Origin of the sequence: Jeotgalibacillus proteolyticus (assembly GCF_002926065.1) — a bacterium.
GTDB lineage: Bacteria > Bacillota > Bacilli > Bacillales > Jeotgalibacillaceae > Jeotgalibacillus > Jeotgalibacillus proteolyticus.
The window spans coordinates 123,568-146,152 of sequence record NZ_PREZ01000004.1; the positions used below are offsets into that span (position 1 = coordinate 123,568).

The window sequence follows — 22,585 nt, forward strand, 5'->3', positions numbered from 1 at the left end:
ACTACTCACCATTAGCATTTTTAGCACCATTCAAATACTAATACTTAAAGATTTAATCTATAGAAAGAATGTTTATTTACTCCCTCTACAATTCAACAAAATAAAAGGAGGCAAACTTTTAAGTTCGCCTCCTTTACTTCTTCTATTACCCGATCGAACCTTCCATCTCGAATTTAATCAGACGGTTCATTTCAACGGCATATTCCATTGGAAGTTCTTTTGTAAATGGCTCGATGAAGCCCATTACGATCATTTCTGTTGCTTCTTCTTCTGAGATTCCACGGCTCATAAGATAGAACAATTGCTCTTCAGATACTTTTGAAACCTTCGCTTCGTGCTCTAAAGAGATATTGTCATTTAAGATCTCGTTGTACGGAATAGTATCAGAAGTTGACTGGTTATCCATGATCAGCGTATCGCACTCGATATTTGAACGGGCTCCGTGCGCTTTACGTCCAAAGTGTACGATTCCGCGGTAGGTTACTTTACCGCCTTGCTTGGAAATGGATTTTGACACAATCGTAGAAGAGGTATTTGGCGCCAGGTGATGCATTTTAGCTCCTGCATCCTGGTGCTGCCCTTTACCTGCTAAAGCGATTGATAATGTCATACCGCGAGCACCTTCACCCCGAAGGATAACTGCAGGGTATTTCATTGTTAATTTAGAGCCGATGTTGCCATCTACCCATTCCATTGTGGCGTTTGCATCACATACAGCACGCTTCGTTACCAGATTGAACACATTGTTCGCCCAGTTTTGGATGGTTGTATAACGGCAGTAAGCATCTTTTTTAATAATGATTTCAACAACCGCACTATGAAGTGAGTTTGTTGTGTAAACAGGAGCTGTACATCCTTCTACGTAATGAACACTTGAGCCTTCATCCGCAATAATTAATGTACGCTCAAACTGTCCCATGTTCTCAGAGTTAATACGGAAGTAAGCCTGCAGCGGTGTATCAACTTTCACGCCTTTTGGCACGTAGATGAATGATCCGCCCGACCATACAGCCGAGTTAAGTGCAGAGAATTTGTTATCCCGGGAAGGAATTACTGTTCCCCAATGTTCTTTGAAAATTTCTTCATTCTCACGAAGAGCTGAGTCTGTGTCTTTGAACACAATCCCTAAATTCGTAAGTTCTTCTTTCATATTGTGATACACAACCTCAGATTCATACTGAGCAGAAACACCAGCTAAATACTTTTGCTCTGCTTCAGGAATTCCAAGCTTATCAAATGTACGCTTGATTTCCTCCGGTACTTCATCCCAGCTGCGCTCACTTTTTTCAGAAGGCTTAACATAGTACGTGATTTCATCGAAATTCAACCCGCTCATGTCGCCTCCCCATTGTGGCATTGGCATGCTATAAAACTGCTCTAATGCTTTCAAACGATAGTCGAGCATCCACTGAGGCTCATCTTTCATGCGTGAGATTTCTTCAACAATTTCTCTTGTCAGCCCACGCTTCGAACGGAAAATGGAGACGTCTTTATCATGGAATCCATATTTATAATCGCCCACTTCAGGCATTTTCTTCGCCATCGTGATTCCTCCTTTTTATTACTGTTGGTCAATTCCTTTTTCCATGGCCTTCCAGGCTAGCGTTGCACATTTAATACGAGCAGGAAACTTCGCCACACCCTGTAGGGCTTCGATGTCGCCAAGGTCGATGGAATCATCGTACTCCTTGCCAAGCATCATATCGGAAAAAATCGCTGACATTTTCAAAGCTGTATCTACGTTTTGTCCCTTGACCACCTGTGTCATCATTGAAGCAGAAGCCATTGAAATTGAACAGCCATCCCCGTCAAACTTTGCCTGCTGCACCACACCGTCTTTAACATCAAGGGTTAAATGGATGCGGTCACCGCATGTGGGATTGTTCATATCAATTGTAACATTTCCATCCTCAATTGCACCTTTATTGCGCGGGTTTTTATAATGATCCATAATGACTTGTCGGTACAAAGTATCAAGATTATTAAAAGACATCGCTAAAATACTCCTTTGTTTTCAAAAGTCCGGCCACAAACTTGTCAATGTCCTCTTCAGTATTGTAGAGGTAAAAGCTTGCACGGGCTGTTGAAGAAACATTCAGCCACTTCATTAATGGCTGTGCACAGTGATGACCTGCACGAATGGCAATTCCTTCAGAATCAAGGACGGTTGCCAGATCATGCGGGTGGACACCTTCCATGTTAAAGGTAACCAGCCCTGCCCGTTTTTGCGGATCCTTTGGCCCATAGATCGTCATGCCTTCAATGGGCGCCATTTTATCCAGCGCATAGGCAGCAAGCTGATGTTCATGCTCTTCAATCGCGTCCAGACCAACTTCCTCAAGGAAATCAATGGCAGCACCAAGTGCAATTGCTCCGGCAATAATCGGAGTGCCACCTTCGAATTTCCAGGGAAGCTCTTTCCATGTTGACTCGTATAAGCCAACAAAATCAATCATTTCCCCGCCAAATTCGATCGGCTCCATGATGTTTAAAAGATTCTTTTTACCATATAATACGCCGATCCCTGTCGGACCGCCCATTTTATGACCTGAAAATGCAAAGAAATCACAGTTAAGCGCCTGCACATCAACCTTCGTATGAGGAGCTGCCTGAGCACCGTCAACAACCATTATTGCGCCATTTTCATGGGCAATTTCAGTAATTTCTTTGATTGGGTTCATTGTGCCAAGTACATTGGAAACCATCGTCATAGCAACAATTTTTGTATTTGGTGTAATCGTTTCGCGAACATCCTCAAGTGACAGTGTGCCGTCCTCCTGAAGAGGAACATATTTAAGCGCTGCTCCTGTTGCCTTTGCCAGCTGCTGCCACGGGATAATATTGCTGTGGTGCTCCATGTGGGTAATGACGATTTCATCGCCTTCCCTAACATTCTCACGTCCATAGCCTTGTGCCACAGTGTTAATGGCAGTTGTCGTTCCACGCATAAAGATAACTTCTTCCGTTGAGGAAGCATTAATAAACCTTTGCACTTTTTCCCGTGCACCCTCGTAACGGTCGGTTGCTCTTGTTCCAAGCGTATGAACGCCGCGGTGTACATTGGAATTGTAGCCTCTATAATATTCATCTAATGTCTGGATCACAGACAGCGGCTTTTGAGAGGTCGCTGCGCTATCCAGATAAACCAGCGGATGACCATTAACTTCCTGATCGAGTATGGGGAACTGTCTGCGGATTTCATTTACATTCATTACTGAACTTTCCTTTCGATTACCTCACTCAGCTGTCTTTTTACTCCTTCGATAGGAAGCTTTGTTACAACCGGTGCAAGGAATCCATGGATCACAAGACGTTCTGCCTCATGCTTTGAAATTCCTCTGCTCATCAGATAGAAAAGCTGCATAGGATCTACACGGCCCACAGATGCTGCGTGACCTGCTGTTACGTCATCTTCATCGATAAGAAGAATCGGGTTGGCGTCACCACGGGCTTTTTCACTAAGCATAAGAACGCGTGATTCCTGCTCAGCATTTGCTTTTGTGGCGCCGTGTTCGATTTTTCCTATTCCATTAAAAATGGATGATGCAGCGTCTTTCATAACGCCGTGCTTCAAGATATATCCTTCAGAGTTTTTGCCCCAGTGAGTAATATTCGTCGTAAAGTTTTGCTTCTGGCTGCCTCTTCCGACCACAACCATTTTCGTATCACCATATGAATTATCGCCAATCAGCTTCGTAATGGTTTCAGAGATTGTATCTCCGTCATTCATCATTCCAAGAGCCCAGTCGATCCGTGAATCACGGCCGGCAATTCCTCTGCGGTTTACATAGGTTGTCGTACCTGCAGCCAAATTATCCACTGCACCGTAAACAACACGTGCGTTTTGTTTGGCAACAACTTCAGAAACAATATTAACAACAGATTCTTTAATGTCATCAGTTGCAAGATAAGACTCGACGTAGGTAACAGAGCTATTATCGTCTGCTACTACTAATACATGGTTAAACAGAGTAGCGCCAGGGTGGTCATGAATATAAACCGCCTGGATCGGATCAGCTACCTCTACGTTTTTTGGCACATATAAAAATGCTCCGCCGTTTACTAAAGCGGCATGTAAAGCTGTCAGCTTGTGCTCATCAACTTTTACTGCGTCAGTCATGAAGTATTTTTCCACAAGCTCAGGATGCTCTTTAGCAGCCGTTAAAATATCTGTAAAAATAACTCCCTGACTTTTCAACTCTTCAGAAATCGTTAAATATGCAGGCGTGTTATTACGCTGAATGTACAGGTTTTTCTGTGTATCAGCATCAATTAGCGTTTTAATGCGTTCAGGCAGTTCTTCAAGTGAAGAATAGACTTCACTGTCTACTGCATGATTTGTAAATTGAGTAAAGTTCCATTTAGCAATTTTCGTTTTATCCGGCTTTGGCAGAGGAAGATCCTCTGCTTTTGCAAGTGCGTCCAGTCGAAGGGACGACAGCCAGCCAGGCTCGTTATTGCTTTTTGAAAAAGCCTCTACCGCTTGCTGATCAACTTGGAAATTTGTTTGAGTCGTCATACTTATCCTCCTAACGGTTACGCTTCTTGGCCAACAGTTTCGTCTTCGATTCCCAGTTCTTGCTTAATCCAGTCATATCCTTCTGCCTCAAGACGGTGAGCAAGCTCTGGTCCGCCTGATTTAACCACACGGCCCTGCATCATTACGTGAACAAAGTCAGGCTCGATGTAGTTCAGCAGACGCTGATAGTGTGTAATAATAAGGCAGCCGAAATCTTCTCCGCGCATTTTGTTGATCCCTTTTGACACGACTTTAAGTGCGTCAATATCAAGACCTGAGTCGATTTCATCAAGGATCCCGAATTCCGGTTTAATCATCATCAGCTGAAGGATTTCATTACGTTTTTTCTCTCCGCCTGAGAAGCCTTCATTCAGGTAACGTTGAGCCATATCCTGATCCATTTCAAGGAAGTCCATGTTTTTATCAAGCTCTTTGATGAACTTCATAAGAGAAATCTCCTGTCCTTCCTCACGGCGCGAGTTGATCGCAGAGCGAAGGAAGTCAGCGTTTGTAACACCGGTAATTTCACTTGGATACTGCATAGCAAGGAATAAGCCGGCCTGAGCGCGTTCATCCACTTCCATTTCAAGTACATTCTCACCGTTCAGAAGTACTTCACCTTGTGTTACTTCATATTTTGGGTGTCCCATAATCGCAGCAGCAAGTGTTGATTTACCTGTTCCGTTAGGTCCCATAATGACATGAATTTTACCGCTATCGAGCTCAAGGTTTACACCTTTTAATATCTCCTTGCCCTCTATTTCAACATGAAGATCTTTAATGATTAATGTTGAAGCCATAGTCTTATTACCTCCGTTTAAGCATTATTAAATGGACTACCCATTCTCACTTTATTCTCATTCTAATCTTATAACAAATTAAAACTAGAATCAAATTTACCGACTGTTATTCGAGAATTTCATTTAGTGTAAATAAGGGCCGTCCTTAACTAGAAAAAAAGCCAGTGTAATAAACACTGACTTTCTTCTCTGTTACTTATTATAGTTTATTATGGAGCTGAGGATCAAGCTCTTGAAGTAATTGCTGTTCCTTTTTATAGTCCTCTTCACGTCTCATTTCAACTTCCATACGTACATCGTGCTTTGTCATGTAAGTTTCGTACCCTACACCATGAGAACTTTGCATTGCTTTTTCCATATCACCTGTGTACTCCATGTTGATCTTATGGATAATGAATCATTCCTTTTCGTTTTTTTTCACGTGGCATGCTTTCATTGTACACAGTTGTTTTACCCGGTCTATTTTTTTATAAACCAGTTTTCTGGAATTTTTTAATGATTTTCATTTTCCTCAAATGAATTAAGTGTCCATTCAACCTCTGTTGCTGCTTGAGCCATTACAGCTCCTGCCTGAACAGCTGCACTCACTGCAGAGACCTCACGGATCTGTTCCGGGGTAATTCCATTGTCAATACAGCCAGTTACATGATAATGAACACAGTATTCATCCTGTGCTGCCAGGCTGATGCCAAGCGCAATCAGATGCTTTTCTTTTTTGGTAAGCTCGCCTTCTTTAAAGCATTCTTCTGTGAAAGAATGATAAGGCTTCATCACATTCGGTATTCTTTCACTTAACTCGCCAATTGCTTCTTTTAGGGTAAATACATCTTCATCCTGAATATGCTGATCTTCCATTATTAACACCTCTTTTACATAGGATGGTGTTAATATGTGCAGGTTTAACTAAGTCATTCGTATTTTTCTTTCAATATTAAGTAAGACCAAAAAGTCCCTGCTCGCACGATGGCGAAGCAGGGGCATTTACTATTTATTATTCACCTGATACAGGAATTACTGAGCCTTCATAGCGTTCTTCGATAAAGGTTTGTATTTCCTCAGAGCGTAATACCTCTACAAGCTTTTGAATAACTTCTGTATCTTCATCGCCACTTCTTACCGTAATAATGTTTCCATAAGGAGAATCCTGGCTTTCAAGTGCAATCGAGTCATTTACCGGGCTGATTCCTGCATCAATTGCATAGTTGGAATTGATCACCACAGCATCTCCCTCGTTATTCTCATAAAGCTGTACGAGCAAAGAAGCTTCATAATCTGCTTCGAAATTCAGGTTTTTAGGATTTTCCACGATGTCATCAAAAGAAGCGGTTACTTTATCTACTTCAGGGTCAAGCTTGATAAGTCCCTCTTTTTCAAATACTGATAAAATTCGTCCGTGCTCCCCTACTGCATTTCTCATTAGAATGGTTGCGCCATCCGGAAGCTCGTCCAATGAATCGTATTTTTGTGAATAAACAGCGATCGGTTCCACATGTATTGCACCGGCGCTGACAAAATCATAATCGTTTCCTTCTTCTGCTAAAACGGAATCAAGGTAAGGCACATGCTGAAAGTAGTTAGCGTCTATATCACCTGAGTCCAGGTCAGTGTTTGGCAGGATATAATCCTGGTAGGTCTCAATTTTCAAATCAATTCCTTCTTCTAATAAAAGAGGCTGAGCTTCTTCTAAAATTTCTCCATGGGGAACATTAGAAGCGCCGACTGTAAGTTCGACCGGGTTATCCGGATCTAATTCACCGCTAATCGAAGCTTCTTCTTCTGAAGACCCGCATGCTGCTAAAACCAATATACTTGCTGCTGAAATTGTTCCTGTTAACCATTTTTTCATGATGATTTCTCCTTTTAATTAAGTTAGTATTATTAACGTTTATCGAGACGATTGGTAAAGAAATCACCGATAAACTGAATAACAAACACAATAAGTAAAATGATGATCGTTGCTGCTAATGTTACATCATCTCTGCTGCGCTGGAATCCATCGAGAAACGCCAGGTTTCCAAGCCCCCCTGCACCAATCACGCCCGCCATAGCCGTATAACCCACTAATGCGATAGCTGTGACAGTGATCCCTGAAACAAGGGCAGGCTTTGATTCGGCCAGCAGCACTTTAAAAATGATCGTACTCATACTTGCACCCATAGAACGGGCTGCCTCTATTACCCCTTTATCAATTTCTCTTAAGGCTATCTCAACCATCCGAGCGTAAAATGGAGCTGCTCCAATTATAAGTGCCGGTAATGCTGCATTTGCCCCTCTGATCGTATCCAGCAAAAATCTTGTAAAAGGAATTAATAGGACAATTAAGATAATGAAGGGAATGGAGCGAAAAATATTTACGAGCACGCTTGTAATCACATAGACCGCTTTATTTTCCCAAATATTACCTCTAGAAGTCAAAAACAGTAAGAGTCCGAGCAGGATCCCTAAGACCGCTGTTATAGCTACTGATAAGGTTGTCATATAAATCGTTTCATAAGTTGCTTCCCACATTGTTTCCCAGTTCACATTAGGAAAAATTTGTTCAATCATTTGTAATCACCTCCACGCCAACGGAGGCTTGTTCGAGGTAGTTAACAGCTTTTTTGGCTTCATCCGAATTTCCTCTTAAATGCAGAAACAGTGTTCCATATGCTCCGTTTTGGGTTTGCGAAACCTTCCCCTGCAAAATATTTACCTGAATATCAAAAGAGCGAATTAGATTTGTAATAACGGGCTGCTCTGCTGATTCCCCGACAAAGGTCAGCTTTACAACCAGATCATCCTTGTATTCATTTAACAAATGTTCGATCGTATCCTTTGTTTCTTCAGGCTCTGTTACCTGCTGGACAAATCGTTTTGTAATCGATTCCTTAGGCTGCTTAAAAATATCCAAAACATCCCCAAGCTCGACAACCTGTCCTGCTTCCATTACTGCTACACGATGACAAATTTTTCGGATAACATGCATCTCGTGCGTTATTAAAACAATTGTCAGCCCGAGACGCTTATTTATATCGACCAGTAATTCCAGGATAGAATCTGTCGTTTGAGGATCAAGTGCTGAAGTCGCTTCATCGCAGAGCAGAACCTCCGGATCATTGGCAAGGGCACGTGCAATGCCAACGCGCTGCTTTTGTCCGCCGCTTAGCTGGGAGGGGTATGCATCTCCTCGCCCATCAAGTCCAACTAGCTCGATCAGCTCTTCTACCTTTTTTGTTCTTTCGCTCTTGCTGATACCTGCAATTTCAAGAGGAAAGGCTATATTTTCCCGCACGGTTCGGGACCATAGCAAATTAAAATGCTGAAAGATCATACTTATTTTTTGTCTTGCCTTCCGCAGGTCTCTGGAATTAATCCCTGATATCACTTTCCCGTTAACATCAACGGTTCCTGATGTCGGTAATTCCAGTCCATTCAGCATTCGGATTAATGTGCTTTTGCCGGCACCACTATAGCCGATAATTCCAAAAATTTCTCCCTCGTGAATCGACAAACTAACATCATCCACTGCGGTTATTTCTCCATGCCTTGTCTTAAATATTTTTTTTGCATTTGAGATGGAAATCACACCATCACCTTCTTTCTCTTATTCATGCTATGGTAAAACAGCAATTAAAAACGCCTTTCTGCATATAAGCAGAAAGGCGCTGAAAAGTAACGTCCCTTCTCTCATATCCCAGGTTAGTTTAACCTGTGTGAATTGGCACCTTTCCAGTCATAGACTGTCGGTTGCCGGGTTTCATCGGGCACATCCCTCCACCACTCTCTATAAGAGCATCGAATATTAAATTTATTACGCCGGGAGCGAATGCACATCCTCATGCGTTTTTACAGTACGAGAGTCATAGTATCATGTGTTTAATTTTCCTGTCAACAATAAATGTTTTATGGAAAGTAACTCCATAAGAAAAACCGCCATTAAAGACGGTTTTAACGGTGATGCTGCGCCAGGATTGTCTTGATGCTTAGGGGGTTTCAAACTACTCTGCAAAGCCTTAATCCTTTAAAGATTACTTTGCAGTTTGTCAAATAGATTAGGTACAGATTCAAACTTATAAATCTTATCAGTGAGTTCCCCGTTTTTCCAGATTAATAGGCAGGGCACACTTTCGATTTGATAAAGTTCAGCAAGCGATTCAACAAAATTTAAATCCGCTTTTCCTATATCATAGCTGTTTAAGGCAGCAGCAGTAACCTCAAGCATCCGACCGGCTAATTTGCAGGTTCCACACATAGGTGTATACAAATACAATGCGGTGTTTTGCGTATTATCCAGTTTATCGTTTAAATGCTCCAGATTCCATTCATTAATCATTTATAAATTCATCCTTTTTTCCAGAAACTCTGTATACACATCAATGTTGGCACTTAAAAGCAGTGAAGCTAAATATTTTGAAGGTGTTGTGGCTACCTCGCGATAAGCCCTGTCAATATATAAATGCTCAGCATCGGGGAATTCTCTTTTAAGCTGTTTGCGAAGCTTTTCTCCCGCTTCGTCTGCATCCACTAAAATATAAACGTCCCGGTTGGACAGCTCGTCAATCAATTCATCCATTTTTGAAAAGCTGATGGTCCCATTTGTACAAATAATATCAACCGATTCCCGAATAAGCGGCAAAACCTTCCGCTTGTCAGACTTTCCTTCTACAATTATGACTTTATCATACCCGTCATCCATCCTGACTCACACCCTATCATCCAATAGTGGTCAAATTTTGCGTTATTGATCCAATGATTAGTAGTATATGATGCTGCTTTTATTTTCGCTTGTTTCTTTTAGAAATGCAAACAGCAACCACTAGAAAGAGGCTTTTATCCTTTATTATTTGTAGTTCTGCTGAAAAAGATGCATACGGAGCAGCGGCTGGGGACAAAAAAGCCGCAGTCCAACAAATAAGGACAGCGGCTTCGGTATGTAGTGCTTAGTCTTCCTGGGTCATTTCATCGTATTTTTCTGCAGTCATTAACTCTTCTACTTCGTCAGGGTTAGCCAGTTCAACAACAACCATCCATGCTTTTTCAAATGGTGATTCGTTGACAAATTCAGGGCTGTCGCTAAGTTCTTCATTGACTTCAACAACTTTGCCGCTTACAGGCGCATATAATTCTGAAACCGTCTTAACGGATTCCACACTGCCAAAAGGCTCATCTGCTTTTAGCTCATCGCCTACTTCCGGAAGTTCTACAAATACGATATCACCAAGCTCGGACTGTGCGAATGCAGTAATGCCAATGCGTGCTTTATTGTCTTCTACTTTTACCCACTCATGCTCTTCAGAATAACGTAATTCTTTAGGTGAACTCATTTTATTCCCTCCACTTTCAATCTGCGTACATTTTACACTTTCATTTTTGCATAGATAAAGCCTGAATACAAGGAATGTTTCACTTAGGATTAATTCTTCCAGTACTCCTCAAATTCGGATTCCTTAAAGCCGACAGTCACAGTTTCGCCATCGGTTGTTAATGGACGCTTTATGAGCATTCCGTCTGAGGCAAGCATCTCAAGCTTTTCATCATCAGACATGGAAGACAGCCGGTCCTTCAAGCCAAGCTCACGGTATTTCATACCACTAGTGTTAAAGAATTTTTTAATATCAAGTCCGCTTTTTTCATAAAGGCTTTTGAGCTCTGATGCTGAGGGAGGAGCTTCTGTCAGATTTACTTCATCATAAGGTACACCTTCTTGATCAAGCCATTTTTTAGCTTTTCTGCATGTTCCGCATTTAGGATAGGTATAATACGTAATTGCCATTTTGACCACCTCATTCTTAGTTGTTATCGCTGTGTCAGTGCATATTTATTATAGATTAATCAGCAGATCAGTAACAACGATCTTCTACTGTAATAATTAATTGCTTTAACTGCTCAATTGCATCCTCAAAAGCAAGAGAGTAGTAACGCTGGGTCCCTTGCTGTTCCATTTTTAAAATGCCCTGCTCACGAAGTATTTTTAAATGGTGGGAAACGGCAGGACGGGAAAGGGTTAAATTAGATGTAATTTCATTCACAGTCATTGTATCGTTTTTTGTCAGAAGCAAGATAATATCCTGGCGGTACGTGTCACTTAATGCCTGAAATAATGGAATGCATGCACGTAATTGCTCCATGGCTTGTTCTCCCATAGCTGTCACCTCTATTCATACACAATATTATACTCGTTCTTGCGTTTTTCTTACAATGGAAGCCGCTTTTTTACTGGAAATGAACTTTCCAAAACGTGTTTGAATACGATTCATCGCACCCGGAATAATCTCTTCTTTACCCTCAGTGAACTCTTTATAGGCATGCTCGGTCACTGCTTCCACAGACATTATTCCTTTTTGAAATAATTTTGAATCCCCAAGCTCCGCCGCATCCTTAAATCCTGTGCCAGTTGGTCCTGGACATAATACCGATACTTGAACCCCGTGCTCTCTCCATTCGTTTGATAGTGCATGACTGAAGGATTTTACATACGCTTTTGAAGCATAATATACACTCATTAAAGGACCCGGGAAAAAAGCCGCAGTAGACGCAATGTTCAAGACTTTACCTTCCCCTTTTTTAACCATTTCTCTGCCGAATAATTTAGTCAACTCAGTCAACGAGGTTATGTTTAATTGAATCATGGCTTCTTCTTTTTCCATGTCTGTTTTATGAAACTCCCCAAACAACCCCACACCAGCATTGTTAATGAGAACTTCTACTGTTAATCCGCTTTGCGTTATTTTATTGAATAATTTTAAAGCTGAACCTTTACTGGATAAATCACTTTCAATGGCAGTAACAGCTACACCGTACCGCTTGATCAGCGTGCTTGCTAACACATCCAGCCGATCCTTGTTTCTTGCGGTGATAATCAACGGATGTCCTTCCATCGCATATTTGACTGCCAGTGACTCGCCGATTCCGCTTGATGCACCTGTAATTAAAACGGTCATATTTAATCATCTCCTGAATTGTTTATTAGTTTAAACTTTTAAACGTTTAATCTATTAAACATAATAACTTCTGCAGTTTAGTATGTCAAAAGAAAAAGCCTGACGGAGTTTTACCCCGTCAGGCTGTGATAAAAATCGTATTACACGGTGAATTTCTCTGCAGCGATTAATTTCGCAGCTGCTTCACGCTTTTTCGGAATGAGGTTAACCGGAGTGTACCGGGTAAATTTACGAAGAGCGGAAAGCATCATACGCAGTGTATCTCCGCTTTCAACAGCGATAACCGTTTCTTTTGCATGAGCTTCAATTTCATTAAATGCTTCCTGACAGAAGATTTGTGTGTAAAGGATTTTCTGCTGATTCTTTTCAACTCCATTTTTCGCAACAGCCTTTTGTGTGCGAAGTAAAGCCGATTCCATTGCATACGCAAGAGAAACAATATCAGCAATATTTACCAGCACCTCTTGCTCTGCTTCAAGGGCTTTCCCATATTTTTGAGCAGCTAAGCCTGCAGCAAGAAGACCAATCTTTTTCGCATTCTTAACCAGATAAGCCTCCTGTGCTAAAGGCTCATCACTGATCTCCTCAGGCATCATCGTCATTAGCTCTTCCTGAAGCGCCTGTGCCTTTTGGAAAAGCGGCAGTTCGCCCTTCATTGCCTTACGTAAATAAGTACCTGGAACGAGAAGGCGGTTAATTTCATTTGTACCTTCAAAGATCCGGTTAATTCTTGAATCACGGTAAATGCGCTCTACTTCGTATTCCTGCATAAAGCCGTAGCCTCCATGCAGCTGTACCGCTTCATCTGCAATATAATCGAGCGTCTCTGTACCAAACACTTTATTTAAAGAGCATTCAATAGCGTACTCTGCAATTGATTTTGCCACTTCTGTTCCATTCTTAATTTCTTCATCAGAAAGCTGACTCATGCGGTCTTCGAAAAGTCCTACTGTACGGTAGACAGAGCTTTCTGTGGCATAAAGCTTAGCTCCCATACCTGCAAGCTTTTCTTTCGTTAAATTAAAAGAAGAGATTGGCGTTTTAAATTGCTGACGCTCATTTGTATATTTAATTGTAAGCTCAAGTGCGCGTTTAGAAGCACCAACTGTCCCTACCCCCAGCTTATAGCGCCCAATATTTAAAATGTTGAAAGCAATAATATGGCCTTTTCCGGCATCTCCGAGAAGATTTTCAACCGGCACCTGGGCATCAGATAAAATCAATGTGCGGGTAGATGAGCTTTTAATACCCATCTTCTTCTCTTCAGCCCCAACAGAAACACCAGGAAACTCCCGCTCAATAATAAAGGTGGAAAACTGCTCTCCATCAATTTTAGCGTATACAACAAATACATCAGCAAAGCCTGCATTTGTGATCCACTGTTTTTCTCCGTTCAGGACGTAATGTGTACCTGCTTCATTGAGCTTTGCCGTTGTTTTTGCGCCAAGTGCATCTGAACCTGATCCGGGCTCTGTCAGAGCATAAGCAGCAATTTTTTCTCCTGTAGCCAACGCAGGCAGATACTTTTGTTTTTGATCCTCATTACCAAATAAGACAATCGGAAGTGATCCAATTCCGACATGGGCGCCGTGTGTGATCGAAAATCCTCCAGCGCGTGACATTCTTTCTGCAATTAAGGCAGAACTTACCTTATCAAGACCAAGACCGCCATATTCTTCAGGAACATCTGCTCCAAGAAGCCCAAGGTCTCCAGCTGATTTTAACAGCTTAACTGAGCGGTCGAACTCGTGGTTTTCAATATGCTCTACCTGTGGAACTACTTCATTTAGAACATAGTCTTCTGTTGTTTTTGCGATCATTTTTTGTTCATCTGTATAATCCTCCGGTGTAAACATACGTGCAGCTTCAATATCTTCAATTAAAAAGCTACCGCCCTTAATCATGGATGTTGTTTCGTTTGCCATCGTTATTTCCTCCCTTTTCCCCTTTGATGTTTTAGTTGATCATTTCAAAAACACCGGCGGCTCCCATGCCCCCGCCAATACACATCGTGACTACACCAAATTGCTGCTTTCTTCTTTTTAATTCATGAAGCAGGGACAAAGTCAGCTTTGCTCCTGTACATCCGAGAGGGTGTCCAAGCGCGATCCCCCCTCCGTTTACGTTCACGATGTCTTCATTCAGCCCAAGCTGACGGATGACCTGTATTGCCTGAGAAGCAAACGCTTCATTCAGTTCAAACAAATCAATATCTGATTGAGATAAACCTGCGAGCTTTAAAGCTTTTGGTATTGCTTCCACCGGGCCAACTCCCATGATTTCCGGCGGGACTCCACCAACTGCGAACGAACGGAATTTTGCGATAGGCGTTAGTCCCAAGGATTCTGCCTTCTCGCGGTCCATAATCATTACTGCTGCAGCACCGTCACTCGTCTGCGAGGCATTACCTGCCGTAACAGAACCTGTTCGGGAAAATGCCGGACGCAGCTTGCTAAGTGATTCAACGGTTGATTCTGCCCGCACTCCCTCATCCTGGGAAAAGCTGAAAGTATGCTCCTGCAGTTTATGATTTTTATCTACCGATCGAAGCGTTACTTCAACCGGAACGATTTCTTCGTCATATTTCCCTTCAGCCAGTGCCTTCGCTGCCTTTTGATGACTTCTTACCGCAAATGCATCCTGATCCTCACGTGTAATTCCATATTTTTTTGCTACCTCTTCTGCCGTATGCCCCATACTCATATAGTATTCTGGCATTTCTTCTGCAAGCCGGATATTAGGGCGTACAATATGCCCCATCATCGGAACAAGACTCATCGATTCAGCACCGCCTGCGATTACGGTATTCGCATGGCCGAGCATAATTCTTTCTGCACCGTACGCAATGGACTGCAGCCCCGATGAGCAGTAACGGTTAACCGTAATCGCTGGAACTGTGTGAGAAAGTCCTGCAAGTGCGCCAATATTTCTTGCCATGTTCATGCCCTGCTCTGCTTCAGGCATCGCACAGCCGATGATTAAGTCATCAATATCTCCATCGTAATTTCCCGCGCGTTTTAATGTTTCTCTTACAGCAAGTGCTCCCAAATCATCAGGACGCACGGTTGCAAGAGATCCTTTTTTGGCTTTTCCTACCGGTGTTCTTGCACCGGCTACTATGACTGCTTCACGCATTGTGCTCCCCCTTAAACTTTAATGTGGTCTCTACTTAATTACGCAGCGGTTTTCCCTTCATTAACATATGCTGCATTCTCATTTGTGACTTCGGCTCTTGTATTAAACTTAAGAAGGCTTCACGCTCGAGTGTGAGCAGGTATTCCTCATCCACCTCTGTTCCAAATGGCACCTTTCCTCCTGCAATCACGTAGGCCAGCTTTTTAGCAATCTTTAAATCATGTTCAGAAATAAAACCTGATCTGTACATTGATTGCGCCCCAAGAAGAAGCATGGCATAACCTGTTTCTCCAACGACCGGCACCTGCTGTTTGACCGGCGGTGCATAATGCTGAGCAAGATGGAGAACAGCCTGTTTGGCATCATACAGAAGATGATCTCCATTCGCACTTATTCCGTCCGCCTCTGTCAGGAAGTGATTTTCCTTCGCTTCTGCCCCGGAGGTTGAAACCTTTGCCATTGCAATCATTTCAAAAACTTTATTTGCCACCTTCTGCAGATCAAAGTCAACACCTTTTGGGAGACTGTTATAGTAATTTAAATAAAGCTCTTTATTGCCTCCACCGCCAGGAATCAGTCCAACGCCTACTTCTACAAGCCCCATATACGTTTCAGGAGAAGCCTGGATATAATCAGCCGGCAGGCATACCTCCGCACCTCCGCCGAGTGTCATGCCAAATGGAGCGGCGACTACAGGAAATGAGCTGTACTTTAATTTCATCATTGCCTGCTGAAATTGCTTGACCACCATTTCAATTTCAAAAACATTATCATCCTGCGCTTCCATTAAAATCATGCCAAGATTGGCCCCTACGCAAAAATTCTTGCCCTGATTCCCGATTACGAGACCTTTATATTTTTTCGAAACCTCTTCAACCGCAAAATTGACCATTTGAATAATATCCATTCCAATTGCATTGCTTGGGGAGTGGAATTCAAGAAGAGCAACACCGTCACCGAGGTCGATTAAACTCGCGCCCGTATTCTTTTTGATAATCCCGTTCTTTTTCTTCCACCGCTTCAGATTGATTGCCTTTTCATTTTCTTCTGTGAGCTGATAGCTTCCATTATGGTAAAAGAACTGATCCCCGTTCTCTTCTTTATAGAAGGAGGTATGGCCTTCAGTAATCATATTTTCTATCCACGCAGGAATAGTTTTGCCCTCCTGCTTCATCTTTTCAACGGTCCGCTCAATGCCTATTGCATCCCAGGTTTCAAATGGACCCATCTCCCAACCGAAGCCCCATTTCATTGCACGGTCAATCGAGACAATATCATCAGCTATTTCCCCGTGAAGTTCTGCTGAATAAAGCAGAACCGGAGAAAGAATAGACCATAACAGTTCTCCTGCACGATCCTTTGCATATACAAGCGCTTTCATTTTATTCGGCAGTCCTTTTTCCTGCTTTGCCAGATCAACAGAAGCTGCGCGCAATTTATTTCGTTCCCCGTATTCCATTGTGTCAGGGTTTAATTCAAGAATCGTTTTGCCTTCTTTTTTGAAAAATCCCTGCCCTGATTTGCTTCCCAGCCAGCCTTTATCTCTCATTTTAAGCATAAAGTCAGGCACATCAAACACTACCTTTTCTTCTCCTTCAACCTGATCGTACACATTTTTGGCTACGTGAATGAATGTATCAAGTCCTACAACATCAAGTGTTCGGAATGTCGCACTTTTCGGTCGTCCGATTAGGGGTCCAGTGATGGAATCAACCTCCCCCACTCCATAGCCGCCCTTTAACATTTCCTGCACGGTAACCAAAAGTCCGTAAGTGCCGATGCGGTTAGCAATGAAGTTTGGTGTATCCTTTGCCAGTACGACGCCTTTACCGAGAGTGTCCTCACCGAATTGCTTCATAAACGAGATGACTTCCGGATCAGTATACGGCGTTGGAATGATCTCGAGCAGCTTTAAATAGCGGGGCGGATTAAAGAAATGTGTGCCGAGGAAATTCCGTTTAAAGTCCTCAGACCGTCCCTCAACCATTGCTTCGATTGATATACCAGAAGTATTAGAGCTTATAATACTGCCCTCTTTGCGATGATTTTCAACCAGCTCAAAAACCTTTTTCTTCACTTCAAGATTTTCAACGACCACCTCGATGATCCAATCAGCTTCTTTTAAACGATCGAGATCATCCTCAAGATTTCCCGCCTCAATTAATGCAGCATTGCCCTTTACTGAAAGCGGTGCAGGCTTTTGCTTAAAAAGCTTTTGAATAGCTCCTTCACTCAGCCTGTTCCGGACTTCTTTATCCTCAAGCGTTAACCCTTTTGCCTGCTCCTGCTCCGTTAAAGATTGAGGCACGATATCAAGTAACATCGCTGGAATACCAATATTCGCTAAATGAGCTGCAATCCCTGAACCCATTACGCCGGATCCTATAACGGCAGCTTTTTGAATATGTTTCACCAAAACTGATTCCTCCTTAGACTTTATTTCGAATGAGGCGCGGCTGTTTAACAGCAATCATTCTTTTTTTGAATGAATCCTCATTCATTTTTTGTTTAAAAAAATATACGAGTTACTTTACTCTTTTATGATAATTGATTTTCCATCTTTTCGCAATAAAAGATCTTGAAATTTTCAAAAAATGATCGGCTGGATGTTTGCCAGCCGACTCTTTTCTATTTGTTTATAATTCCCTTGGCCACAAACGCCACATTGGCAGGTCTCTCTGCCAGACGCCGCATAAAGTAGCCATACCAATCCGTTCCAAAAGGCATATACACTCTCATTTTGTAGCCTTCTCTATGGAGCTCATGCTGACGTTCTGCACAAATTCCATAAAGCATCTGAAATTCAAATTGATCTGAAGGAATATTATGCTCTTTTACAAGCTCTTTTGTATAATTGATGATTTGATCATCATGCGTTGCAATTGCTGTGTAATTCCCATTAAGCAGATGCATTTTGATGATCTTTTTAAAATTCTCATCTACATCCTTCTTTTCCGGAAAAGCAACTTCAGGTGATTCCTTATAAGCGCCTTTAACGAGACGAAGATTAGGAGAAAAAGCATTTAACGCTTCAATATCGCCTTCTGTACGGTATAGATAGGCCTGGATTACTGTACCAATGTTTTCGTATTCCGACTTTAGCTGGGTAAACACATCAAGTGTCTTTTGACATCTTTCATAGTCTTCCATGTCTATCGTAACAAACACATTGTTTTCTACAGCTACATCCATAATTCTTCTCATATTCTCCAGCACCACTGACTCCGACAGATCAAGCCCCATCGAGGTTAGCTTTAAGGAAAGCTGTGAGTCCAGCTCGTACACACCTATTGCACGGACCGCTTCTATACAAAGCTCCGTCATCTCTTCAGCTTCCTGCTCGTTGTCAATAAATTCGCCCAGACAGTCCAGTGTGACGCAAAGACCTTCTTTATTTAAGGCTTTAATGGATTCTACTGCTTGTTCGACTGTTTCGCCTGCCACAAATCTGGCAGCACCAAAGCGAAGTCCGTATTGTTTAGCCACCTTCGTCATTGGCTTGTTTTTAGATAGGAACAAAAAGAAGTCACGCATCACTCGTTCCATAATAAACCCCCTGATAGCAAAAATCATCCTGCAAGCGCTCTCTGTATTCAGAAAATAAGAAATCGTTACACGAATCTTCTTTATTCTATCATTTGTCCTAAGATTTGAATATAAAAGTGTATAAAATAAACGGTTCTGGAAAACGTAAAGGAGAACAAAAAAGGAGGCTACACTAAAATGCAATCTCACTCATTGTCTACAAAAGACGCCATGTACCTAGAAGATATTCTGGCATGGAATCTGCTGGCTGCAAAAAAAATTCATTTTGCTGCAACTCAATGCCAAACGCCTCAGGTAAAAGAAGAGCTTGAAGCTGCCTGCAGAATGCACTCAACCCATTATGAAATGATTACAAATTTCTTGGCATCGAATACGCAGTCTTCTGCGCAGATGCAATAAGGAGGAAAAAACGATGCAGCAATCAACTACCCATTCGGCAGCAGGCGGAATGAAAACACCCTCTTCAATGACAGAGCAGGACTGGTCAACAGATGTTCTGATTTTGGAAAAACATATGAATGTTTCCTATAGCACAGCTTTAAATGAAGCAAGCACCCAGCCTTTATACGACATGCTGGCATCAATCTGCCGTGAAAACCAAAATCAGCAGCATAAGCTTTTTCAAATGATGCAGCAGCAGGGCTGGTACACGCTTACCCCTGAAACGCCTCAAGCTCTTCAGCAGGCTGCACAAAAAGCAAAAAGTGACCTGACTAAACTGCCTTTGCACTAAAAAGTTTTGATTAGTAAGGCCAAATGCTTGTCTCACCTCTTTCGTCCGGTTCACTGCGCTTCAGGCGGACGCTTTCCGCGGGGCGGGGCTTGAGCTAACTTGCTTAGCAAGTGGATCTCAAGCTCCCGCTACATCCCGCAGGAGTCGCCACCTTCCGCTCCGTTCACCTCGCGTTTCTAAATTGATTGCTATATCAACATCCTCTTCTTCATTCTTCTTTAGCTTTTAATTCCTTGTTCTTTTTCTGAATCTCTAGGACAACCTTCTTCATTTCTTCTTTCCCTTCAGGATAAAGGGAGTTCCAATGCTTTGCCAAAGCAGGCGTGGCTTTCGCAATATGATTATAAAGAATCCACTGTCTGATTTTTTCAACCGACTCTTCATCTTTTTCCCCTATTAACAGCTCAGCGTACTTGTCAACCATTGCCTCGAGCTGATTGCTAAGTTCTTTTGTATCCATTTTTTTCACCCTTCCCGCTTGAATTTATAAGCTGAAGCTTTCTTCCTGTAAGCAATTACCCCTATTAAAAATAAAAACCGCCTGAATAGACGGTTTGAACACTATTGCGCGGCTGCTGCGGTAATAGGGGCCTGTTGAACAATACATCTCCCTTTCCCGTGAGGAATACATAATGGGGTACCAAAAAGCGGATCAACAGTAACCTGGCAGTTCATATGGAAAACATGCCTTACCATATCGCAGCTGATAACATCTTCAGGTCTTCCCTGCTTATAGACGGTTCTGTCTTTCACTGCAATTAAGTTATGAGCATAACGGCATGCAAGGTTTAAATCATGCAACACCATTACTATTGTACGGTTTTCTTTTTCATTCAGTTCAAACAGCAGATCCAGAATTTCGATCTGATGGGTCATATCTAAATAAGTAGTAGGTTCATCAAGCAGGATGATATCTGTATCCTGAGCAAGTGTCATAGCAATCCAGGCACGCTGGCGCTGTCCGCCGGAAAGCTCATCGACAAATCGGTCCTGCAGCTCCTCCATGCCAGTTGCCTGAAGGGCACGCTGAACACTCGTCTCGTCGTCTTTTGACCATTGCTGAAGAAACCCCTGGTATGGGTACCTGCCCTGTTTAACCAGCTGCAGGACGGTTAAGCCTTCCGGCGCTGTTGGGGATTGAGGAAGAATCGCCATTTGCTGAGCCACTTTTCTGGTGGAGTAACGGTTAATTTCCTTGCCGTTTAACGTAACTTCCCCGCTTTGCGGTTTCAGTAAGCGAGCCATTGACCGAAGTAATGTCGACTTTCCGCAGCCATTTCCTCCAATCAGGACAGAAATTTCGCCTTTTGGAATTTTCAAATCCAGTTCTTCTATAATAATTGAATCTCCATATCCAAGCGTTAACATATTCGTCTGCAGCATACTCTTTGATTCTCCTTTTCCTTTCCTCCAAAAGCGTATATCTTTTGATGAAAGATCCTTCGCAAGCAGGACTTCTTTAACTATTCTCCTTATAGTCTAGAGGACAATTGTCTATCCGTCAATGACTTTGAGAATCATTATCACTATTTAGGTCCCTCTGCGTACCAAAGTTTCTGAACTGATTTTTTGATATTTTTTTAAAAAACGATTATGATCAAAGAAATGGAGGGATGAACGATGCAAGGAATAAAAAATGCTGATTTATTTAATGAAGTAACAGAAGGAAATGAACCGGTTATAGTAAAATTCACCGCTGACTGGTGCCCGGATTGCAGACGGATGGATATGTTCATTGATGAAATTGTAGAAGAATATAATGAGTACAAATGGTATACCCTGAACAAGGATGAACTTCCTGAGATTGCTGATCAAAATAATGTTATGGGCATTCCAAGCCTGCTTATTTTCAAAGACGGCAAAAAACTGGCACATCTTCACTCAGCTCACGCCAAAACACCTGAACAGGTTACTTCTTTTCTAGAAGAGCAAAAATAACGGCCCAATAGGCCGTTTTTTTTTGAATTCATTTGAAGTATAACGTTATCTTTTCAGGGTAAATACGTGTAAAATACATACAACTACAAGAATCTGTTTTGATTGGAGAGGTTCAGATTGAGTAAAAGAACAATTAAAGTAAATGATGAAGCAGTTTCAGCTTCAGTAATTGCATTTGATAAAGACGGGACTTTATTTCAGGCTGAACCCTTTTGGTTGGCATTAAATGAAGAAAGAAAAAAACGCTTTATTGAAATTGCCGGCTCTAAACATGCCAAAGCATGGGATGAAATGATGGGGGTTGAGAAGGATAAAGTCGACCATCACGGAATGCTTGCCATTGCTGGTGAGCAGGAGGAAAGAATTGCAATTACCGCTCTGCTCTATCAGCTCACGAAAAACCCATGGGTCACAAGCATGGCTCTTGCAACCCGCCTTCTTGAAGAAAGTAATGCTGCACTGGATATTTCAAAATCCTTTGTTCCTACTGAAGGAGCAGCAGAGCTATTAACCAATTTAAAAGATGCAGGATATGTAATTGGCGTTGTGACTTCCGATCAATACGCAAGGACCTATGAATGCTTAAAGCTATTAGGCTTTGAACGAAAAGTTGATTTCATTGTAACACCTGAAGTCGTAAGCCATGGCAAGCCCTCTCCGGACATGCTTGAAAGAGTCTGCCGGGACTTCACCGTCCCATCCCATGAACTCCTCATGGTAGGAGACAGCATTGTAGATTCCATGATGGCAAGAGCTGCCGGCTGTAAAAGCATTTCCGTTCACGAGCATGAAAGCATGCGTCAAACCCTTCAGGCAACCTCCGATTACCTGATCCCTTCCCTCTCAGCTATACAGGTGGAGTGGGAATAAACCAAAGCTGCCAAATCACGGCGGCTTTTTTTAATTGAGAGTGATATTTTTAGAAAGTATTTACCCGTAACATGCTAATTTTTCAGAATCAAACAAAACTACTAGGAGTTGATTGCAGTGGAAG

26 protein-coding genes and 1 riboswitch are annotated in these 22,585 nt (G+C 42.2%); of the genes, 4 read left to right on the top strand and 22 right to left on the bottom strand.

The features are described from left to right. Positions 1-145: 145 nt before the first annotated feature. The 20 genes from sufB to C4B60_RS11035 all read right to left on the bottom strand — a co-directional run bounded on the left by sufB (position 146) and on the right by C4B60_RS11035 (position 18,920). Positions 146-1,543: a Fe-S cluster assembly protein SufB gene (gene sufB, locus C4B60_RS10945; RefSeq protein WP_104058050.1), complete on the bottom strand. Its 1,398-nt coding sequence runs from the start codon at positions 1,541-1,543 to the stop codon at positions 146-148. Between the two features lie 18 nt (positions 1,544-1,561). Beyond that, positions 1,562-1,993 (bottom strand): Fe-S cluster assembly sulfur transfer protein SufU, encoded by a 432-nt coding sequence (gene sufU, locus C4B60_RS10950; protein WP_104058051.1) that lies wholly within the window; start codon positions 1,991-1,993, stop codon positions 1,562-1,564. Beyond that, positions 1,983-3,212: a cysteine desulfurase gene (locus tag C4B60_RS10955; protein WP_104058052.1), complete on the bottom strand. Its 1,230-nt coding sequence runs from the start codon at positions 3,210-3,212 to the stop codon at positions 1,983-1,985. The genes sufU and C4B60_RS10955 overlap by 11 nt, the downstream gene beginning before the upstream one ends. Then, on the bottom strand, positions 3,212-4,519 hold the full coding sequence (gene sufD, locus C4B60_RS10960) for a Fe-S cluster assembly protein SufD (RefSeq protein ID WP_104058053.1): 1,308 nt from the start codon (positions 4,517-4,519) through the stop codon (positions 3,212-3,214). The genes C4B60_RS10955 and sufD overlap by 1 nt, the downstream gene beginning before the upstream one ends. A gap of 17 nt (positions 4,520-4,536) precedes the next feature. Further along, positions 4,537-5,319, bottom strand: coding sequence for a Fe-S cluster assembly ATPase SufC (sufC, locus tag C4B60_RS10965; RefSeq protein WP_104058054.1), 783 nt, complete (start codon positions 5,317-5,319; stop codon positions 4,537-4,539). 199 nt (positions 5,320-5,518) lie between these two features. Then, positions 5,519-5,695 carry a YuzK family famiily protein gene (locus C4B60_RS21460; protein ID WP_167578638.1) on the bottom strand — a complete coding sequence of 59 codons (177 nt, stop codon included), beginning with the start codon at positions 5,693-5,695 and terminating at the stop codon, positions 5,519-5,521. A gap of 116 nt (positions 5,696-5,811) precedes the next feature. Then, positions 5,812-6,174 carry a carboxymuconolactone decarboxylase family protein gene (locus tag C4B60_RS10970; protein ID WP_104058055.1) on the bottom strand — a complete coding sequence of 121 codons (363 nt, stop codon included), beginning with the start codon at positions 6,172-6,174 and terminating at the stop codon, positions 5,812-5,814. Between the two features lie 136 nt (positions 6,175-6,310). Next, complete coding sequence (locus C4B60_RS10975) at positions 6,311-7,165, bottom strand: MetQ/NlpA family ABC transporter substrate-binding protein (RefSeq protein WP_104058056.1); 855 nt, start codon at positions 7,163-7,165, stop codon at positions 6,311-6,313. Positions 7,166-7,197: 32 nt separating this feature from the next. Then, a complete protein-coding gene (locus C4B60_RS10980) occupies positions 7,198-7,866 on the bottom strand; it encodes a methionine ABC transporter permease (RefSeq protein ID WP_104058057.1) in 669 nt (222 codons plus the stop codon). Further along, positions 7,859-8,884: a methionine ABC transporter ATP-binding protein gene (locus tag C4B60_RS10985; RefSeq protein WP_104058058.1), complete on the bottom strand. Its 1,026-nt coding sequence runs from the start codon at positions 8,882-8,884 to the stop codon at positions 7,859-7,861. Before C4B60_RS10985 ends, C4B60_RS10980 begins: the two co-directional genes overlap by 8 nt. Positions 8,885-8,982: 98 nt before the next feature. Beyond that, positions 8,983-9,091: riboswitch (SAM riboswitch) on the bottom strand. 228 nt (positions 9,092-9,319) lie between these two features. Continuing rightward, entirely contained in the window at positions 9,320-9,631 is a 312-nt protein-coding gene (locus C4B60_RS10990; protein WP_104058059.1) for a thioredoxin family protein, read from the bottom strand. After that, the gene (locus C4B60_RS10995) at positions 9,632-9,994 is read right to left on the bottom strand and encodes a toprim domain-containing protein (protein ID WP_104058060.1); all 363 of its coding nucleotides are present in this window, start codon (positions 9,992-9,994) and stop codon (positions 9,632-9,634) included. Positions 9,995-10,238: 244 nt separating this feature from the next. After that, on the bottom strand, positions 10,239-10,622 hold the full coding sequence (gene gcvH / locus C4B60_RS11000; protein WP_104058061.1) for a glycine cleavage system protein GcvH: 384 nt from the start codon (positions 10,620-10,622) through the stop codon (positions 10,239-10,241). An 89-nt stretch (positions 10,623-10,711) separates the two neighbouring features. After that, positions 10,712-11,071, bottom strand: coding sequence for an arsenate reductase family protein (locus C4B60_RS11005; RefSeq protein WP_104058062.1), 360 nt, complete (start codon positions 11,069-11,071; stop codon positions 10,712-10,714). A gap of 67 nt (positions 11,072-11,138) precedes the next feature. Then, positions 11,139-11,441, bottom strand: a complete 303-nt coding sequence (locus tag C4B60_RS11010; RefSeq protein ID WP_104058063.1) for an ArsR/SmtB family transcription factor — start codon at positions 11,439-11,441, stop codon at positions 11,139-11,141. A 27-nt stretch (positions 11,442-11,468) separates the two neighbouring features. Beyond that, entirely contained in the window at positions 11,469-12,239 is a 771-nt protein-coding gene (locus C4B60_RS11015) for an SDR family NAD(P)-dependent oxidoreductase (protein WP_104058064.1), read from the bottom strand. 140 nt (positions 12,240-12,379) lie between these two features. Then, positions 12,380-14,164, bottom strand: a complete 1,785-nt coding sequence (locus C4B60_RS11020; protein WP_104058065.1) for an acyl-CoA dehydrogenase family protein — start codon at positions 14,162-14,164, stop codon at positions 12,380-12,382. A 31-nt stretch (positions 14,165-14,195) separates the two neighbouring features. Then, the gene (locus tag C4B60_RS11025; RefSeq protein ID WP_104058066.1) at positions 14,196-15,374 is read right to left on the bottom strand and encodes an acetyl-CoA C-acetyltransferase; all 1,179 of its coding nucleotides are present in this window, start codon (positions 15,372-15,374) and stop codon (positions 14,196-14,198) included. A 34-nt stretch (positions 15,375-15,408) separates the two neighbouring features. Next, positions 15,409-17,787 carry a 3-hydroxyacyl-CoA dehydrogenase/enoyl-CoA hydratase family protein gene (locus C4B60_RS11030; protein ID WP_135122122.1) on the bottom strand — a complete coding sequence of 793 codons (2,379 nt, stop codon included), beginning with the start codon at positions 17,785-17,787 and terminating at the stop codon, positions 15,409-15,411. Between the two features lie 215 nt (positions 17,788-18,002). Further along, positions 18,003-18,920 carry a proline dehydrogenase family protein gene (locus C4B60_RS11035; protein WP_104058068.1) on the bottom strand — a complete coding sequence of 306 codons (918 nt, stop codon included), beginning with the start codon at positions 18,918-18,920 and terminating at the stop codon, positions 18,003-18,005. Between the two features lie 177 nt (positions 18,921-19,097). Between C4B60_RS11035 and C4B60_RS11040 the strand changes: the two genes are divergently transcribed. Together C4B60_RS11040 and C4B60_RS11045 are read left to right on the top strand one after the other, a co-directional pair. Then, a complete protein-coding gene (locus tag C4B60_RS11040) occupies positions 19,098-19,319 on the top strand; it encodes a hypothetical protein (RefSeq protein ID WP_104058069.1) in 222 nt (73 codons plus the stop codon). Between the two features lie 13 nt (positions 19,320-19,332). Continuing rightward, a complete protein-coding gene (locus C4B60_RS11045; protein WP_104058070.1) occupies positions 19,333-19,653 on the top strand; it encodes a spore coat protein in 321 nt (106 codons plus the stop codon). 208 nt (positions 19,654-19,861) lie between these two features. On the opposite strand, the gene C4B60_RS11050 is transcribed toward C4B60_RS11045, so the two are convergent. Further along, entirely contained in the window at positions 19,862-20,113 is a 252-nt protein-coding gene (locus C4B60_RS11050; RefSeq protein ID WP_104058071.1) for a DUF2573 family protein, read from the bottom strand. Positions 20,114-20,214: 101 nt separating this feature from the next. Beyond that, positions 20,215-21,036 carry an ABC transporter ATP-binding protein gene (locus C4B60_RS11055; RefSeq protein ID WP_104058072.1) on the bottom strand — a complete coding sequence of 274 codons (822 nt, stop codon included), beginning with the start codon at positions 21,034-21,036 and terminating at the stop codon, positions 20,215-20,217. A 237-nt stretch (positions 21,037-21,273) separates the two neighbouring features. On the opposite strand from C4B60_RS11055, the gene C4B60_RS11060 reads away from it, so the two are divergent. Both C4B60_RS11060 and C4B60_RS11065 read left to right on the top strand, forming a co-directional pair. Then, positions 21,274-21,591 carry a thioredoxin family protein gene (locus C4B60_RS11060; RefSeq protein ID WP_104058073.1) on the top strand — a complete coding sequence of 106 codons (318 nt, stop codon included), beginning with the start codon at positions 21,274-21,276 and terminating at the stop codon, positions 21,589-21,591. Between the two features lie 117 nt (positions 21,592-21,708). Then, positions 21,709-22,461, top strand: a complete 753-nt coding sequence (locus tag C4B60_RS11065) for an HAD family hydrolase (RefSeq protein ID WP_167578639.1) — start codon at positions 21,709-21,711, stop codon at positions 22,459-22,461. The last annotated feature ends 124 nt before the right edge of the window (positions 22,462-22,585 follow it).

Bases quoted from the DNA above. Each gene is read 5' to 3' on its own strand.
- sufB (WP_104058050.1), bottom strand. From the start codon at position 1,543: ATGGCGAAGAAAATGCCTGAAGTGGGCGATTATAAATATGGATTCCAT.
- sufU (WP_104058051.1), bottom strand. From the start codon at position 1,993: ATGTCTTTTAATAATCTTGATACTTTGTACCGACAAGTCATTATGGAT.
- C4B60_RS10955 (WP_104058052.1), bottom strand. From the start codon at position 3,212: ATGAATGTAAATGAAATCCGCAGACAGTTCCCCATACTCGATCAGGAA.
- sufD (WP_104058053.1), bottom strand. From the start codon at position 4,519: ATGACGACTCAAACAAATTTCCAAGTTGATCAGCAAGCGGTAGAGGCT.
- sufC (WP_104058054.1), bottom strand. From the start codon at position 5,319: ATGGCTTCAACATTAATCATTAAAGATCTTCATGTTGAAATAGAGGGC.
- C4B60_RS21460 (WP_167578638.1), bottom strand. From the start codon at position 5,695: ATGGAGTACACAGGTGATATGGAAAAAGCAATGCAAAGTTCTCATGGT.
- C4B60_RS10970 (WP_104058055.1), bottom strand. From the start codon at position 6,174: ATGGAAGATCAGCATATTCAGGATGAAGATGTATTTACCCTAAAAGAA.
- C4B60_RS10975 (WP_104058056.1), bottom strand. From the start codon at position 7,165: ATGAAAAAATGGTTAACAGGAACAATTTCAGCAGCAAGTATATTGGTT.
- C4B60_RS10980 (WP_104058057.1), bottom strand. From the start codon at position 7,866: ATGATTGAACAAATTTTTCCTAATGTGAACTGGGAAACAATGTGGGAA.
- C4B60_RS10990 (WP_104058059.1), bottom strand. From the start codon at position 9,631: ATGATTAATGAATGGAATCTGGAGCATTTAAACGATAAACTGGATAAT.
- C4B60_RS10995 (WP_104058060.1), bottom strand. From the start codon at position 9,994: ATGGATGACGGGTATGATAAAGTCATAATTGTAGAAGGAAAGTCTGAC.
- gcvH (WP_104058061.1), bottom strand. From the start codon at position 10,622: ATGAGTTCACCTAAAGAATTACGTTATTCTGAAGAGCATGAGTGGGTA.
- C4B60_RS11005 (WP_104058062.1), bottom strand. From the start codon at position 11,071: ATGGCAATTACGTATTATACCTATCCTAAATGCGGAACATGCAGAAAA.
- C4B60_RS11010 (WP_104058063.1), bottom strand. From the start codon at position 11,441: ATGGGAGAACAAGCCATGGAGCAATTACGTGCATGCATTCCATTATTT.
- C4B60_RS11015 (WP_104058064.1), bottom strand. From the start codon at position 12,239: ATGACCGTTTTAATTACAGGTGCATCAAGCGGAATCGGCGAGTCACTG.
- C4B60_RS11020 (WP_104058065.1), bottom strand. From the start codon at position 14,164: ATGGCAAACGAAACAACATCCATGATTAAGGGCGGTAGCTTTTTAATT.
- C4B60_RS11025 (WP_104058066.1), bottom strand. From the start codon at position 15,374: ATGCGTGAAGCAGTCATAGTAGCCGGTGCAAGAACACCGGTAGGAAAA.
- C4B60_RS11035 (WP_104058068.1), bottom strand. From the start codon at position 18,920: ATGGAACGAGTGATGCGTGACTTCTTTTTGTTCCTATCTAAAAACAAG.
- C4B60_RS11040 (WP_104058069.1), top strand. From the start codon at position 19,098: ATGCAATCTCACTCATTGTCTACAAAAGACGCCATGTACCTAGAAGAT.
- C4B60_RS11045 (WP_104058070.1), top strand. From the start codon at position 19,333: ATGCAGCAATCAACTACCCATTCGGCAGCAGGCGGAATGAAAACACCC.
- C4B60_RS11050 (WP_104058071.1), bottom strand. From the start codon at position 20,113: ATGGATACAAAAGAACTTAGCAATCAGCTCGAGGCAATGGTTGACAAG.
- C4B60_RS11055 (WP_104058072.1), bottom strand. From the start codon at position 21,036: ATGCTGCAGACGAATATGTTAACGCTTGGATATGGAGATTCAATTATT.
- C4B60_RS11060 (WP_104058073.1), top strand. From the start codon at position 21,274: ATGCAAGGAATAAAAAATGCTGATTTATTTAATGAAGTAACAGAAGGA.